The sequence below is a fragment of the Kangiella sediminilitoris genome (genome assembly GCF_001708405.1).
Taxonomy (GTDB): Bacteria; Pseudomonadota; Gammaproteobacteria; order Enterobacterales; family Kangiellaceae; genus Kangiella; species Kangiella sediminilitoris.
Genome location: NZ_CP012418.1, coordinates 1,992,925 through 2,008,712, shown reverse-complemented (window position 1 = coordinate 2,008,712; position 15,788 = coordinate 1,992,925). Strand labels below are relative to the sequence as shown.

The following is a 15,788-nucleotide window of genomic DNA, read 5'->3' as shown; positions in this document are numbered from 1 at the left end:
TTTATTTTATATTTCGAACTTAGTTTTGAGCTTTTTCTTAACCAGTTCATTTTTGAGTTCAACGTACTGTGGCAACCCGTTCTTGTAAGGAGGATAGGCTTCTCCCTCGATTAGAGGCTGCAGGTACTGGCGACACTCTTCAGTAATGCCAAAGCCATCACGAGAAATATATTTGCGAGGCATCATTTTCTCAACGTTTGCTACATCTGCCAGCTTTGCTTCGCCTACCGTCCAGCGGTAGCTTTTTGTGTTCTTGCGAACGATGGTTGGCATAACTGCATTCTTACCGGCGTCAGCGAACTCAACCGCGGCCTGTCCCATGGCATAGGCCTGCTCAACATCAGTCGCTGAAGCGATATGTCGTGCTGCACGCTGTAAGTAATCGCTGACAGCCCAGTGATATTTATAACCCAGTTCATCTTTGATCATGCCAGCAACAACCGGTGCAACACCGCCCAGTTGTTTGTGTCCGAAGGCGTCAACGGTTCCTGCGTCAGCAAGGAAAGTACCGTCTTTATATGCCGTGCCTTCCGAAACGACAATGGCGCAGTATCCGTATTTTTTAACGGTACGTTCTACCTTCTTGAGAAACTTTTCTTTATTAAAGGCAATTTCCGGGAACAGAATAATATGCGGAGCATCGCCTTCTTTCTCACAGGCCAGACCGCCCGCAGCCGCAATCCAGCCTGCATGACGTCCCATCACTTCCATAACGAAGACTTTGGTTGAAGTTTCCGCCATGGATTTCACGTCGAAAGCTGCCTCGCGGATAGAAACCGCAACGTACTTGGCGACCGAGCCAAAGCCCGGACAGTTGTCAGTAATAGGGAGGTCATTATCAACGGTTTTAGGAATACCAATACAGGTGATAGGGAAGCCCATGGTTTCACTCAGCTGAGATACTTTATGTGCCGTATCCTGAGAGTCACCGCCACCGTTATAGAAGAAGTAGCGAATATCGTGCGCCTTGAATACTTCGATTAGGCGTTCGTATTCTTCTTTATTTTCTTCAATGCTTCTTAGCTTATGGCGGCAAGAGCCGAAGGCGCCTGAAGGCGTATGCTTCAATGCGGCTATATCTTTCTTGCTCTCTTTGCTGGTATCGATCAGCTCTTCACGCAAGGCACCGATAATGCCGTTTTTACCCGCATAAACTTTATTGATATTAAGAGACTTACGAGCTGTTTCAATAACGCCGCAAGCGGTTGCGTTAATCACTGCCGTTACGCCGCCAGACTGGGCGTAGAAGGCGTTGTATTTCTTTTTAGGCATAAAATTTTACCTTGTAGCTTTTATTACTCATAGGATTAATGACATTTGCGGTGTATCAGGAGAAGTACAATGACCCCTTATATTGAGTTGAGTAGCTCGCAAGCTATAGTAATTTGAATTTGTGACCAACGGAAATACCCTTGGTAGATGATTCAAATAGTGAAATTCAGGCCAGGGAGGGACTGTATTTCACGGTACGTTAAATTGCTTGTGAGTTACGAAAGAAGTTATTCCCTGAATAACCTCAATATCGGGGTGGACTTCTCTTTGGTTACTTTCTCTTAGCCAATTAAGAGAAAGTAACTCGCTGAAGAGCGAAATCCGTTACCACAACAAATGTTGCCCAAATCATTCGGTTTGGGACAATTTTGTGGCGATTTTACCGTATTTTAAGATTTCTTTCCCGAAAAGATGACGAAAAATCATGCTTGGCTTATGATTGTCAGCAAAGTTTCATAACTATAGATTCCAATTAGTCGATGCATATTCATATTCTAGGTATTTGCGGCACCTTTATGGGTGGGATTGCCTTGCTGGCAAAACAGCAGGGTATATCGGTTAGCGGTAGTGATGAAAATGTCTACCCGCCGATGAGTACTCAGCTGGAGGAGCAGGGGATTGAGCTCATTCAGGGCTTTGATCCCAAACACATTCCTCAGCACACTGACTGTGTGATTGTGGGCAATGCCATGTCGCGCGGTAATCCATCGGTAGAGTATGTCCTTGAGCAGGGACTAAATTACCGCTCAGGGCCCCAGTGGTTATCAGAAAATATTTTAAAAGATAAATGGGTCGTGGCTGCGTCCGGTACTCATGGCAAAACCACCACGGCCAGTATGACTGCATGGATACTGGAGTATGCGAATCTGAGTCCCGGTTTCCTGATAGGTGGTATTCCAGAAAACTTTGGCTTGTCCGCCCGACTGACGGATTCACCGTTCTTCGTGGTAGAGGCTGATGAGTACGATACAGCCTTTTTTGATAAGCGTTCTAAGTTTGTTCATTATCGTCCGCGGACTTTAATTATGAATAACCTTGAATTCGATCATGCTGATATCTTCAAGGACATTGATGCCATCAAAACCCAGTTCCATCATTTGATCCGTATCGTTCCCGGCAATGGGCTGGTTATATATCCAGAAAATGAAAAATATCTGCAGGAAGTTATCGACATGGGCTTCTGGTCGAAGAAGGAGCTTATAGGTCCTGACAATGGCTGGCAGTTTAAGCTGTTGCAAGACGATGGCAGTCAGTTTGAGGTATTCTTTGCCGGCGACAAGCAGGGCGAAGTCCACTGGGAGCTAATCGGTATGCATAACGTGGTCAATGGTCTGGCGTCGATTGCGGCTGCGCGGCACACCGGCGTTCCGGCCCATCATTGCTGTGATGCTCTATCTGAGTTTCGTAACGTTAAACGCCGTATGGAGCTGAAAGGGGAAGCCGGTGGCATTGCCGTGTATGATGATTTTGCGCATCATCCGACCGCGGTAAAAACGACGCTCGCCGGATTCCGTAAAAAAGTTGGCGATAAAAAAATTCTCGCAATTTTAGATTTACGTTCTGCAACCATGCGCTCAGGGATTCATAAAGACACATTACTACCTACTCTCAGCGAAGCAGACGAAGTGATCATTCACAAACCCGCTGAGTTTGACTGGCAGTTCCCAGAAGAGCAGCTTGAAAAGCTAAAAAGCGTCCAGATATTAGATACGGTGGATGCTATTCTGCAGGTAGTGCCAAAAATGGTACAATCAGGCGACCAAATTCTAGTAATGAGTAATGGCGGTTTTGGCGGAATTCACGGCAAACTGCTGGAGCAACTGGCTTAATGAGCAATCAAGAAAATAAAGCAATAACATTGGCTGTTACTGGTGCCTCAGGCGCACCTTACGCGCTCAGGTTATTGCAGGAGCTAAGCAATCATTACAGCGTCGTATATCTGATGTTGTCCAGTGCTGCCCGTGTGGTGCTGGCTACTGAATGTGGCGTGCAGGTGAGTAAGGCTCCGAGCAGCATTGAACAAACCCTGGCGCAAAACCTGGATATAGATCCAGGTCGCATCAAGGTTTTCTCCAGTGATAACTGGATGTCGCCGGTTGCCAGCGGTTCCAGTGCCCCAAAACAGATGATTGTCTGTCCCTGCAGTACAGGAACCTTGAGTGCTATCGCAAACGGTGCTTCGGATAACCTGATCGAGCGGGCTGCTGACGTGGTAATGAAAGAGCGTGGTCAGTTGATCCTGGTACCGCGCGAAACGCCCTTCAACACGATTCACCTGGAAAATATGACTCGCCTGTCGCAGATGGGTGTGACCATTATGCCAGCTTCACCGGGTTTCTATAATGAGCCACAATCGATAGATGACCTGGTAGATTTTATGGTGGCCAGAATTCTTGACCATCTTGATATAGACCACAGCCTAGGGCATCGCTGGGGCTACAACGGTAATTAAGATTCATTTCTATAGCAAAAGCTATAACAACGAAGAGTAAATAATGACAAAAGCATTATCAATCAAAGATTTATGTAAAACTTACGATAATGGCACTCAGGCTCTGAAAGGTATTAACCTTGAGGTAGAAGAGGGTGATTTCTTCGCGCTTCTTGGGCCTAATGGTGCTGGTAAATCTACTGCAATCGGTATCATAACCTCACTGGTTAACAAAAGTGCGGGCAAGGTTGAAGTGTTCGGCCATGATATTGATAAGGATCTTGCCAACGCTAAGAAGCAGCTCGGTCTTGTACCGCAGGAATTTAATTTCAACATGTTTGAAGGTGTTGAGCAGATTGTGGTTCAACAGGCAGGGTATTACGGTATTTCGCGTAATGAAGCTAAAAAGCGTGCACAGCCTTTACTAGAACAATTGGGTTTGTGGGATAAGCGTGATGCACAGTCGCGAGAGCTATCAGGTGGTATGAAGCGTCGCCTGATGATTGCTCGCGGTCTTATTCATGACCCTAAGCTTCTTATACTGGATGAGCCGACAGCGGGTGTCGATATTGAACTACGTCGTTCGATGTGGGATTTCATGCAGGAACTTAACCGGGAAAAGAAAACCACTATTGTTCTGACCACGCACTATCTGGAAGAAGCTGAAAGCCTATGCCGTAACATTGCGATTATCAACCATGGTGAGATTGCTGAGAACACCAGCATGAAAGAGCTATTGGCTAAGCTCGATATGGAAACATTTGTTCTTGATACGACAGGCTTACCAGCGCAGATGCCGACAATAGATGGTTACGAAGTTCGCGTTCGCGATGAAACCACGATTGAGGTCGATGTCCATAAAGGAGCTGGAGTGAACGGCGTGTTTGATGAATTGAGTAAACATGACATAACTGTGCTCAGTATGCGTAATAAAGCTAATCGACTTGAGGAGCTATTCGTGAGACTGGTCGAAAACCCACACAAGGAGGCGACATCATGAACTTAGTCGCATTCCAAACAATTGTTATTAAAGAAATTACTCGCTGGCTGCGAATATGGTCTCAAACGTTATTACCGCCGGCGATCACCATGACGCTATATTTTGTAATCTTCGGTAATCTAATCGGCTCGCGTGTCGGTGAAATGGGGGGTTACGACTATATGGAGTATATTGTCCCTGGCTTAATCATGATGTCAGTAATTACAAACTCCTATGGCAATGTTGTTTCCTCTTTCTTCAGCTCTAAATATCAGCGTTCCATCGAGGAAATGATGGTCTCGCCGGTGTCCAACTGGGTAATATTAGGTGGGTATGTCGGCGGTGGTGTTCTACGTGGACTGTTAACTGGCTTGATTGTAACCATCATCGCTTCGTTTTTTGTTGAACTGCAAATCCAGAATATATGGGTTGTTATGAGTGTTGTGTTTTTAACCTCGGTATTGTTTGCTATTGGTGGCCTGATCAATGCCGTCTTTGCTAAAAAGTTCGACGATGTAGCAATTGTACCAACATTCATTCTGACACCACTGACCTACCTTGGCGGCGTGTTTTATTCTATTAGCTTGCTACCGGAGTTCTGGCAGGGTGTATCGAAGCTAAACCCGATAATCTATATGGTGAATGCTTTCCGCTATGGCTTCCTGGGCACTTCGGATATCCAAATCGGTATTGCGTTCGCAATTATTCTGGTCTTCATCGCATTATTGACCACTTTCGCCATGTACCTGCTCAACCGGGGTATTGGACTGCGTTCATAAGATGGCTGATAACCAGGTACTGCCTATATTCCCGCTGCGGCGGGTTGTCTTTCCAGAGAGCGTTCTTCGTTTACAGATATTCGAACAACGCTATCTGGATATGATTTCTAAGCAGTTATCGAATAATAAGGGGTTCGGCGTTTGCCTGATCAAAAAAGGGAATGAAACAGGCATACCGGCGACTCCATTTAATATTGGAACCTATGTTGAAATCGTCGACTTTGATCAAAAGGAAGACGGAATACTGCTGATCACCTGCCTTGGTAGACAGCGCTTTAAGATTAACTCCTCATCCATCCTGCCAGATAATTTAATCAGCGCCAATGTATCGTTCACAGACAACCTTGAGCAAAGCCCCATTAGAGACGAGCAGGGAGAACTGGTGAGTTTGCTGAATGACCTTGCCCAACACCCTCAGGTTGAAATGCTGGACAGTCCTGAGCGCTGGCAACATATGGACTTTATTGTCGAGCGACTGACAGAGTTTTTACCCGTTAACGAGAAGCAGAAGCAGGCAATTCTAGAGGAAGATGATTTGCACACACGGATAGCTATTCTGTACCAAATTCTTGCCTGGCTAAAATAAGAATACCTTTCCCATATTGTTAGAAATTGCATTGCTCAATAATATCTGAGAATATCTCTGTTGGAAAAATTTCAAACCAACAATAATGAGAGAAAAAATGAAAAACTTAAAGTTGTTTATTACTGTTCTTGGGGTATTTTTACTCACCGCCTGTGCTACTCGGTTAACTAAACCGCAGGGCCCAGCGTTACCTCCTAAAGTTCCATTTGACGCTTTCCAAAAAGTGGTTTTATACCCAATTACCATTAATCCAGAGTTTGCTGATTCAAGCCCAAACATAGATGCTCAAACGAAGATGAATGAGTACCTGGTGAGCCTGTTGAGAGTTACCTTCTCAGATAAGGAATATGTCATAGCGGACGAGGACTATGTTGTTTCGGCTTCGGATAAGCGTACTCTGGTACTTTCTCCTAGAATTAAGGAAATTAAGTACATCAATACCGCAGCAAGAATTTTTGCGGGTGCAATGGCTGGTGGAACGGCTGTTTTGATGGATGTTAAGTTCGAAGATGCGACTAATGATGTCGTTTTAAGTCAGCCTGAGTTTTATGCCGATGCCAGCGCATGGTCAGGATGGGGAGCTGATAATAAAGTGTTGAACCGTGTGATCGAAGATATTAATCATTACACCAAGTTGAACCGCTAATACTCACACAAAACCCAGACAAAAAAATGCCCACCAGGTGGTGGGCTAATGGCTTGCGCATTGATAAACCTTTGTCTCTGATTCTGCTAAGCAGTCTCACTGATAGGGAAGACAATGATGCTTTAAAACCTGATATTAGATTAACCCTATTAATTTCACTTTTCTATGAAAATTACGACTAAATGTTAACTGGTCGACGTATAAATCTGTTTGATTTAAAAGGAATTGTAAAAGATTTTGACAGTTAATGCGCTGATGACTTGGGTGAAAAATCATATCTGCATTACATATTCATGGATTAGTTATTTTGATGCGTATAAAAATCGATTGTCTTTAACAATGAGCAATAAAAAAGGCATTCTAGAGAATGCCTTTTTTGTGTTACTTAGCTACATCAGTGGCTAGACGATAGGGTTAGTATCCTTATCGTAGTCTACGCCATCAACTTCAAAGCCAAACAGCTTGAAGAATTCGTGCTGGTAACCTTTATAGTCCGATATCTCATCAATATTTTCAGTAGTCGCTATATCCCAAAGGCGTTCTACTTCTTCTTGAATCTTATCGTCTAATTCTTTCAGGTCGACACGGAAGCGGCGCGTATCATCATAGACCGCTTTATCACCGAACATTTGGTCAACAATTAATTCGCGGATTTGTTCGATCGGACCTTCATGCACACCGTTTTCCTTCATCACTTTATACAGTAGAGAAATGTAAAGTGGCATAACTGGAATTGCTGAGCTCGCCTGAGTAACGACAGCTTTTAGTACTGCAATGTTTGCCGTACCGTTATATTTTTCCTGTAGCATGTCGTGGATGGCGTGAGAGGCGCGGTCCAGATCTTCTTTAGCTTTACCAATCGTGGCATGACCGTAAATAGGCCAGGTCAGTTTTTTACCGATATAAGTATAAGCAGTGGTTTTAACGTTATCCGCCAGTACGCCGGCTTCATCCAGAGCTTTCATCCAAAGCTCCCAGTCTTCACCGCCCATGACTTTAATCGTATTCTGGATATCGTCTTCTGATGCTGGGTCAATAGAGATATCGTGAACCAGACCTTTATCAGTATTTAAGGTTTTCTCAGTAACAGCTTCACCGATAGGCTTTAGCACTGATTTATAAACGTCACCCGTTTCTGGATCCTGACGACGTGGAGAAGCTAACGAATAAACCACAAGGTCGATTTTACCCATCTCTTCTTTAATGATTTTAATCGCGTCTTCTTTTGCCTGGTGCGAGAAAGCATCACCATTAATGCTTTTGTGCCAAAGGCCTTCTTTGTCTGCAGCGATTTCAAAACCACGGTTGTTATACCAGCCAGCAGTACCCGTTTTGTTCTCAGTAGGCTCTTTCTCAAAGAATAAGCCTAGCGTTTTTGCGCCGTAGCCAAATGCTGAAACAATACGCGACGCCAGTCCGTAGCCAGTCGATGAGCCGATAACCAACACGTTCTTAGGACCATCGCCTTTTGGCATATTATTTTTTACATATTCGATCTGCTCGTTTACGTGAGCGATACAACCCTCAGGGTGAGCCGTGGTACAAACAAAACCACGTACTTTCGGCTTAATAATCATAAAAGTAGAACTCCAAATAAAAATATGGCGCTATTGTAACGCGTTTTTAGGTTATAAAGGTACTACCAGCTATTATTTGATTGGTACTGTCTTATCTTACTGAGCGATAAGTCCCATGGCGTCCTTTTTTACTCAGCACCAGCTGCCATAGTTGACCTTGTTTGGAGCGGAAGAAACCTGCGCTACAGTGAATATAATATTTCCACATGCGGTAAAAGCGTTGATCGTATTTTTCAGAAAGCTCTGGCCATGCCTGGTTAAAGTTTTGCCACCAGGCGAGTAATGTGCAGTCATAATCTGGGCCGAAGTTATGCCAGTCTTCGATATTAAAGCGATCGTCCAGCGCCTGAGTCATTTGTAATGCCGAGGGAACTTTACCATTGGGGAAAATGTATTTATTGATCCAGGGATCGACGTGAGGTGTGGTGTTAAATTTGCCTATAGTATGCAGTAAAAATAAACCGTCATCTTTTAGCAGTCGAAGCGCAGTATCGAAATAGGTTGGGTAGTTTTTGGGGCCCACATGTTCGAACATGCCAATCGAGACAATCTTATCGAACGTGCCCTCTAGTTTTCTGTAATCTTGTAGCTCAATGGTGATAGGCAGATCTTTGCAGCGTTCTTCAGCAAGCTTTTTCTGCTCTTTAGAAATGGTTATACCGTGGACGTTAACCGAATAGTGTTCAGCCGCGAAGCGAGCGAAGCCACCCCAGCCACAACCAATATCCAATACAGTCTCGCCTGGTTTAAGTTCCAGCTTGCGACAGATAAGATCGAGTTTATCCAGCTGAGCCTGCTCTAGAGTATCTGCATTAGCCCAATAGGCGCAGGAGTAATTCATGGTGGGATCGAGCATTGCTTCGAAGATATCATTGCCGATATCGTAGTGTCGTTCGCCCACCTCATAAGCTCGTTTTTCACTCTGGCGATTAAACAGATTTTGTCGAATAACTTCGAGCCCAAGCTTAAGTTTTGCAATAAAGCCTAGCTCTTCCTCAATGTCACTTCGCAGAATCCGGGTAAATAATTCGTCCAGCTGATCACATTCCCACAACCCGTCCATGTAGCTCTCACCAAAACCGAGAGAACCATTAGTAAGGATGCGTTTATAAATGCTGTCATCAAGAACCTGAATATCCCAGGGATGAGCGCCGTTAAAACTGATACCCGCTTTGCTGGCAATATCGGTGAGAATGGCGGGGGGTTGGGACACGGACTGGCCTCCCTCAGCCGAAGAGGTTAGAGGGTGTGGTTTGTTGGTTGACTCACGCATGGAAACATCCTTATGTCTAATCGTTAGCCTTGGATTACATTAACGCATTATTGGTGACTGGGGCAAATAAAACCTTATTTTGTAATTGGCGACATTTCTGCTATTTTTAGCACACTATAACAATAGATACTGGAAGATAAATGAAAAAAGGAGTGGGCTGTTTAACGGTGTTCGGCGCCATATTTTTTATTGCGGGCATCGGAATATTTTTATCAGGGGTAAGCGAAAGCTATGACGTCTGGCGCTCTCAGGAGTGGCGCCCGGTAATGGTTGAATTGTCTTCGGTAGAGCAAACCGTATCGACCGATGATGAAGGTAGCACGACTTACGGCGTGGAAGGACGTTTCCAATATGAATATCAGGGTCAGTCCTATACATCGAACCAAATGTCCTTTTACAGCGGTACGGACAATATCGGTGGTTTCCAGAAAAATCTTTATCGCAAGCTGAACAGCGCAAAGAAACAGAATCGCCCAATCAGAGCTTACGTTAATCCTGAAGATCCCTCGGAAGCGGTCATAGACCGCACCATGCGCTGGGGCATGTTAGGTTTCCATAGTATCTTTCTGCTGGTGTTTGGTGGTGTTGGTTTAGGCATCATTATTGCCAGTTTGCGCTCTGGTCGTAAGCTAAATAAGCAGAAGGCTTTGCAGGCAGAGCATGAAGCAGAACCCTGGTTATGGAAAGAAGAGTGGCAGACCAATCATTTTAAAAGCAACACCAGTCGAAGCTTCTGGTTTTTGCTGGTGTTCTCAATCATCTGGAATGTAATAAGCGTGCCCGCAGTTATCGGCGTGATGAATGAGGGCGGTTTGAGGGAGGAACCCGCCAAGCTGCTGGTGTTCCTGTTTCCTCTGGTCGGCATTATTTTATTGTCCTCAGCAGTCACCTTGTATTTACGGCACAAGAAATACGGCAGTTCGGAGTTAATCGTTGAAGAAACGCCGTTTGCTATCGGTGGTACGACTTCGGGTGAACTGCTGATCAACGGCCCTATCGAAGGTAACGGTGAAGTGATGCTGAGCCTGACCTGTCAACGCAAATACCAAACTGGTACCGGTAAAAATCGAACCACCAGAACCACTATTATCTGGCAAAGCGATCGCAGAGCTTATGCTGAAAATCGCTACGATGGCAGCCACCGACTAAAATTTTCTTTTGATATTCCAAAAGGGGTGCCTCAGTCCAATAGCAAAAATCCTTCCGATAAAATTGAGTGGATATTCAGAGCGGAGCGTAAGCAGCCGGGAGTCGATCTCAAACTTGATTATGAGGTTCCTGCATTTAACGTGGCGCACCGAGAGGCTATCGAACCCGCTGAAGAAGACCTGTTCATGAGCTCATCGAAACAATCGTCGAGTGGCTCAGGAAACGGAACTATGGCTGGTGACTGGACGAGGCTCGGTATAGTAGAAAGCGTTAACAACTGGGGCACAAGCTATACTTTCCCTGCGTTTCGTCATAAAGGTGCTGCTTTATCCACCGTCCTATTCGGTCTGATCTTCTCTGCTATTGGAATAGGTTCTTACTTTGGTGATGCATCCATAATTTTCTTAATTATGTTTTGCTTGTTTGGGTTTGTGATTTTTTATTTTGGCCTGAAATTTATGCTTTATAAAAGTGAAGTGACGGTAGGATCTGGAGCTTTGCATGTGGCAAATGGCATGTTAGGAACAGGTAGTAAAACAAAAATTTCGCGTAGTGAAGTAGCGGACATTACTTCCAGCACTAACATGTCAGTGGGAAATAAAAGTTACTACAATGTTCAAGCTGAATTAACGAATGGCAAGAAGGTTGCCATTGCCAAGTATCTGACTCACACAGGCGATGTGGATGCTTTTATTCATAAACTGAAACAAGAGCTGGGAATGCAGGATAAATCATAACCAAAGTGATTCGTAATTAAGCACGAAAACTGTTACTAATATTGTTATGAAACATGGTACACCAATGATTGGAGTCAACGATGCAGAAAAGAGTCACATTTAAAACTCGCCAAGGGTTTGAGTTGTCCGGTGTTTTGCACAAACCCGATCATACTGTCACGGTGGCTTATGCCTTATTTGCCCACTGCTTTACCTGTACTAAGAATATTAACTCGGCGGTGAATATCGCCGATGCCATGGCGAGCGAAGGCATCGCGACCTTGCGCTTTGATTTTACCGGCCTCGGTGCCAGCAAAGGAGAATTTGCTGACACCAGTTTTAGTACCGACGTCAATGACCTGATTGATGCAGCTGAATTCCTGGAAGCTGAATATGAAGCTCCACAAATTCTGGTGGGGCATTCTCTCGGAGGAACAGCAATTCTGGCCGCAGCAAAGGATATTCCTTCGGCCAAAGCAGTCGCGACGATTGCCTCTCCATCATCGCCGGAACATGTGCTGCATCAGCTGGAGCCAGAGATTGAAAAGTTGAAGGAAAAGGGCGAGGTGACCATCGAGTTGGCGGGGCGTCAGTTTACTTTTAAGCAGGATTTTGTGGATGACGTTAAAAGTCATGATATTGATATTCACGGTTTACGCAAAGCCTTGATGGTAATGCACTCGCCAGTGGATGAAGTGGTGCCCATTGACGAGGCCGAAACCATTTATAAAAAAGCGCTCCATCCGAAAAGTTTTATTACGCTGGATAGTGCCGATCATCTACTCAGTGATAAAAAAGACTCGTTGTATGCGGGTCACGTTCTTGCCAGCTGGGCTCGACGTTATATTAATGCAAAAGAATTACCGTCACTCGAATCAAAAAATGAAGAGGTGGTGGTCGCCAGCAGAGCTGCTGAAGGATTTTTGAGTTACGTTAATGCCAATGGGCATGAACTGCTGGCTGACGAACCTGAGAAGGTCGGAGGAACCAACCTGGGCCCTTCGCCTTATGATCTATTATCGGCGGCACTCGGTACCTGTACCGCCATGACCCTGAACATGTACGCGCGACATAAAGAGCTGGACGTATCCAATGTCGTGGTCAATGTCAGTCACGGGAAAGTTCACGCTAAAGACTGTGAGGACTGTGAAGATAAAAAAGTAAAGATCGATAAGTTTACGCGTAGTATTCGAATCGAAGCTGATATCACTGATGACCAACGTCAGCGCCTACTGGAGATTGCCGACCGCTGCCCTGTGCATCAGACCTTGCACAAAGAGGTAGCTATTGAGACAAAACTTGAGGAGCTGGAAGAGTAACTCGGACAAGGGGTCTTCCTTGCCCGAGATTTTGCCTAGATGACTAAGCTGATCAAAAGCAGAACTAACAGGAGGATGATGATTAACCATAACCACCAGCTGTTACTTTCAGAAGAATTGGCTTCTGTAGGCTGAGTGACGGTTACCGTAGGTCTCCCCGGTTGGTTGATGCCGATACCCGGCTGAGCGCCACTGCTGTCATCGTGCAGCACATTGACGCTGTAGCTTCCGTCGAGATTATCTTTTACCGGCTCGACGATGCTGCTTCCCGGTATATCCGTGAGCGTAAATTGATCGGCGTGACCGGGGCCTAGTAAGTTCCCCTGACTGTCCTGAGGCTTAAACGTTATCTTGATTTTTCCTGAGCCCAGCTCAGTAATGATAAAAGTTTTTCCTGTGGCGTCTGGGTCGACTCTGGTCGAAACAAAAACTGACCAGGATGTTTCGCGCATTCCCTTGCAATCATGACCATACTCACCAACGCAGCGGAAAGTGTAATTCCCGGGGCGAGTGAAGAGGTTGTCGAACTTTTTGCCCCAGGGGCCGTTATGTTCGAAATTACCATTTACTTCACGATCCTGACTTAGTTCATACCACTCTTCGTCATAGTGAAAAAGTGGTGAGCCAAGATCGTCCTCCATTTGTAGAAGCGTTGCCTGAATCGGTGGGATAACGTCGCCCTTAATTTCCTTCGGCGCTTTCAGTCCTGCCTTGGTCAATAGAGTTCCGTAGGACTCCCTTGGCTTGGTGACCGATAATTTAACGTGTCCATGATGAACGCTTTTACCGTCGGGATAACTTAGGCGAACCAATGGCGTGAAACTTTCCCCGGTATAGTAATGACGCTTGATGTTAAGCGGCTTGATAACCGGACCGCCAGCCGCGATGACATTCATAAAATAGCGTAAATGAATTGGCGGGGTTGAGAACTCACCACTGCTTTTCGGTCTTCTGAAAGATACCGACCAGGTTCCTTCTCTTTGTCCTGAAATAGGGAGAGGGATTTTGATAAAGGCCCAGGTATGTCCAAAGCTGCTTCCGACGCTTTCAGTCGTCGCGGTAATGACATCCCCGTTAGGTGCCTTCGCAATAATATCAAGATGACCTTCGCGTCTATCCCAGCCAACGACTATGGTAATTAACTCTTCGTCGCAGACCTCAAAGGTCATGGCATCTGTTTCATTAGCATCTCGCGGTAGTTCAAAGGTAGGGTCTGTTAACGTACCCGATTCAAAAATATCCCCGAAGGCTAACGCGAAGAATTTTTTCAATTCCAGACCATCACCGGCTCGGGTATAGGCACCCCCTGTTGATTGAGTCAGATCGGATAACAAACCACCGTTCAAACTCGACTCTGTCCCAAATCCAATCGCATGTACTACCGTGTCGCCGATATCGTTAGTCGCCTGCTCGATCATGGGCGGCGTGTTTTGCAGGCCGTCGGTTAATAGTAGAATGGCCTGTTCATTGGTGCCTCCACTTAATTCGATCTGCGCCTTATCAATACCATCACCGATACTGGTCCAGCCGTCAGGAGTAAGATCGCCAACGGCTCCGCCGGAGTAGGGAGCGGGTCCAATTAGCTGATTTTTCTTACCGGCATTTAAATTACCAATTCCTTCATCAATAGATGCGGCAGTAGAAAATGAAACCAGGCCCATACGATGTCCCACATTAGCTTCCACCAGCTGCACAAACAGCGAGGCGGAATCCTTAGCTTCGTCCATCTTGGATTGTCCCGTACCTGCGTCGCCTGACATGGAGCCGGAGCGATCAATCACTAACATAATGTCCTGATCGGGAGCCGGTGTCGGGGTGGTCGCGATATCATTCAGTACAGAGGCAGACGGAGAGTAATAAAGATTACAGCTAGAACCGGCAGATAAAACGCCCAGATAACGCCCCATCATATCGAATAAACCGGAACCCGAGCTGCCGCCGCTGACGTCGATATCGACGCCAATCCCAGTACTGCTGACGCTGTTTACTGTTTCCATATTTGTATGTTTTGGCGCTAACTTTTTAGTGGCGCCATTGGGGTGGTGGATCCCAAAAATCTGTTCTCCTATGGAAGGCAAACTGTTCCGCATGGGTATTACTGGAATGCCCAGTCCGCCCGGTGGGATATCAATTTTTAAAATAGCGTAATCAAGATTTGAACCATCGGACCATCGATACTTCAAATAGCCTGTAACTTTGTGGAATATGGGATTGTAACTACCCGAGACATTTCCCGCACAATCCGTCTGATAATCAAACGTTACGGAACTGGTCGGCCATTCGTTATCGATATCGGCCAGACAGTGACCAGCGGTAATCACTGTATCGGGGCCAATCAGGGTAACTGAGCAGGTCGATACCTCGTCACCATGAATGGTCACAATCATGCCGCAGCTTCGGGCGACCTGTCGCCTGATGTCAGCCGGCGGCGCACATTCGACATTCTCCCACTCCGGTGGCGTATTACAAAACCAGAAGGGGTCGTAGGTGGGTTCAGAATAGCTCCCGCTGAGAACAAAGGGATCACTGTTGGATTGTCCTGCTGAGTCGCCGGGAAGACTCTCACCACGACCATATTGAGTTAACTCGACGCTACCGCTGAGACTGCCGTCGGCAATGTAGCGGATCGGAATACCGCCCGGGAATTTCGTATGGTTAATGGGACGTGTCCAGAATTCATCACCTGAGTTTTCATCGAAGGTGTCTGTACCATAACCCAGATCCACTTCCAGACGGTTGCCGGCCGGTATGTCCGCCGAGGTAAAGTGCAGCATCAAAAACTTAGTACCGCCCGGTGCCGGGGTGTGTGCAAATTCGTGAAGCCAGGTTGTTCCTGAGTCAGCGGGCTGCCCGGAGCCGGGCCCTACTTCAATGGCTGGTGCGACATTTTGCACCGTTCCTGTGTTATGCGACATGATAAGCTCCTTTTATCAGTGCGAAGGTAACAGCTTGGAAAGAGATAGGATTGAATAAGTGGTGGCGCTGATATCCTTCTGCGGTCCATCAAATTCCTTATCTGTAGATTAGAACGTAGAAAAAACGCTGTCTAGTACGTTTTTTG

12 protein-coding genes are annotated in these 15,788 nt (G+C 45.9%); 8 read left to right on the top strand and 4 right to left on the bottom strand.

The genetic code is table 11. The features are described 5' to 3' along the window. Positions 1-6 precede the first annotated feature (6 nt). On the bottom strand, positions 7-1,272 hold the full coding sequence (locus KS2013_RS09305; protein ID WP_068992916.1) for a 6-phosphofructokinase: 1,266 nt from the start codon (positions 1,270-1,272) through the stop codon (positions 7-9). 479 nt (positions 1,273-1,751) lie between these two features. On the opposite strand from KS2013_RS09305, the gene mpl reads away from it, so the two are divergent. The 6 genes from mpl to KS2013_RS09275 all read left to right on the top strand — a co-directional run bounded on the left by mpl (position 1,752) and on the right by KS2013_RS09275 (position 6,693). Then, positions 1,752-3,101, top strand: coding sequence for a UDP-N-acetylmuramate:L-alanyl-gamma-D-glutamyl-meso-diaminopimelate ligase (gene mpl / locus KS2013_RS09300; protein ID WP_068992912.1), 1,350 nt, complete (start codon positions 1,752-1,754; stop codon positions 3,099-3,101). Continuing rightward, positions 3,101-3,724: a flavin prenyltransferase UbiX gene (locus KS2013_RS09295; RefSeq protein ID WP_068992909.1), complete on the top strand. Its 624-nt coding sequence runs from the start codon at positions 3,101-3,103 to the stop codon at positions 3,722-3,724. The genes mpl and KS2013_RS09295 overlap by 1 nt, the downstream gene beginning before the upstream one ends. Positions 3,725-3,767: 43 nt before the next feature. Then, positions 3,768-4,703: an ABC transporter ATP-binding protein gene (locus KS2013_RS09290; protein WP_068992906.1), complete on the top strand. Its 936-nt coding sequence runs from the start codon at positions 3,768-3,770 to the stop codon at positions 4,701-4,703. Further along, a complete protein-coding gene (locus KS2013_RS09285; RefSeq protein WP_068992903.1) occupies positions 4,700-5,461 on the top strand; it encodes an ABC transporter permease in 762 nt (253 codons plus the stop codon). Before KS2013_RS09290 ends, KS2013_RS09285 begins: the two co-directional genes overlap by 4 nt. A gap of 1 nt (position 5,462) precedes the next feature. After that, on the top strand, positions 5,463-6,047 hold the full coding sequence (locus KS2013_RS09280; RefSeq protein WP_068992901.1) for an LON peptidase substrate-binding domain-containing protein: 585 nt from the start codon (positions 5,463-5,465) through the stop codon (positions 6,045-6,047). A gap of 97 nt (positions 6,048-6,144) precedes the next feature. Next, positions 6,145-6,693 carry a hypothetical protein gene (locus KS2013_RS09275; RefSeq protein WP_068994516.1) on the top strand — a complete coding sequence of 183 codons (549 nt, stop codon included), beginning with the start codon at positions 6,145-6,147 and terminating at the stop codon, positions 6,691-6,693. 401 nt (positions 6,694-7,094) lie between these two features. Here the strand turns inward: KS2013_RS09275 and fabV are convergent, their stop codons facing one another. Both fabV and cfa read right to left on the bottom strand, forming a co-directional pair. Next, positions 7,095-8,270: an enoyl-ACP reductase FabV gene (gene fabV, locus KS2013_RS09270; protein ID WP_068992898.1), complete on the bottom strand. Its 1,176-nt coding sequence runs from the start codon at positions 8,268-8,270 to the stop codon at positions 7,095-7,097. A gap of 91 nt (positions 8,271-8,361) precedes the next feature. After that, positions 8,362-9,543 (bottom strand): cyclopropane fatty acyl phospholipid synthase, encoded by a 1,182-nt coding sequence (cfa, locus tag KS2013_RS09265; protein WP_068992895.1) that lies wholly within the window; start codon positions 9,541-9,543, stop codon positions 8,362-8,364. Between the two features lie 140 nt (positions 9,544-9,683). Here cfa and KS2013_RS09260 point away from each other — a divergent pair, with 140 nt between their 5' ends. Both KS2013_RS09260 and KS2013_RS09255 read left to right on the top strand, forming a co-directional pair. Continuing rightward, a complete protein-coding gene (locus KS2013_RS09260) occupies positions 9,684-11,429 on the top strand; it encodes a DUF3592 domain-containing protein (protein WP_068992891.1) in 1,746 nt (581 codons plus the stop codon). 80 nt (positions 11,430-11,509) lie between these two features. After that, the gene (locus KS2013_RS09255) at positions 11,510-12,727 is read left to right on the top strand and encodes a bifunctional alpha/beta hydrolase/OsmC family protein (protein WP_068992887.1); all 1,218 of its coding nucleotides are present in this window, start codon (positions 11,510-11,512) and stop codon (positions 12,725-12,727) included. A gap of 35 nt (positions 12,728-12,762) precedes the next feature. On the opposite strand, the gene KS2013_RS09250 is transcribed toward KS2013_RS09255, so the two are convergent. Next, positions 12,763-15,642: a trypsin-like peptidase domain-containing protein gene (locus tag KS2013_RS09250; RefSeq protein ID WP_068992884.1), complete on the bottom strand. Its 2,880-nt coding sequence runs from the start codon at positions 15,640-15,642 to the stop codon at positions 12,763-12,765. Positions 15,643-15,788 lie beyond the last annotated feature (146 nt).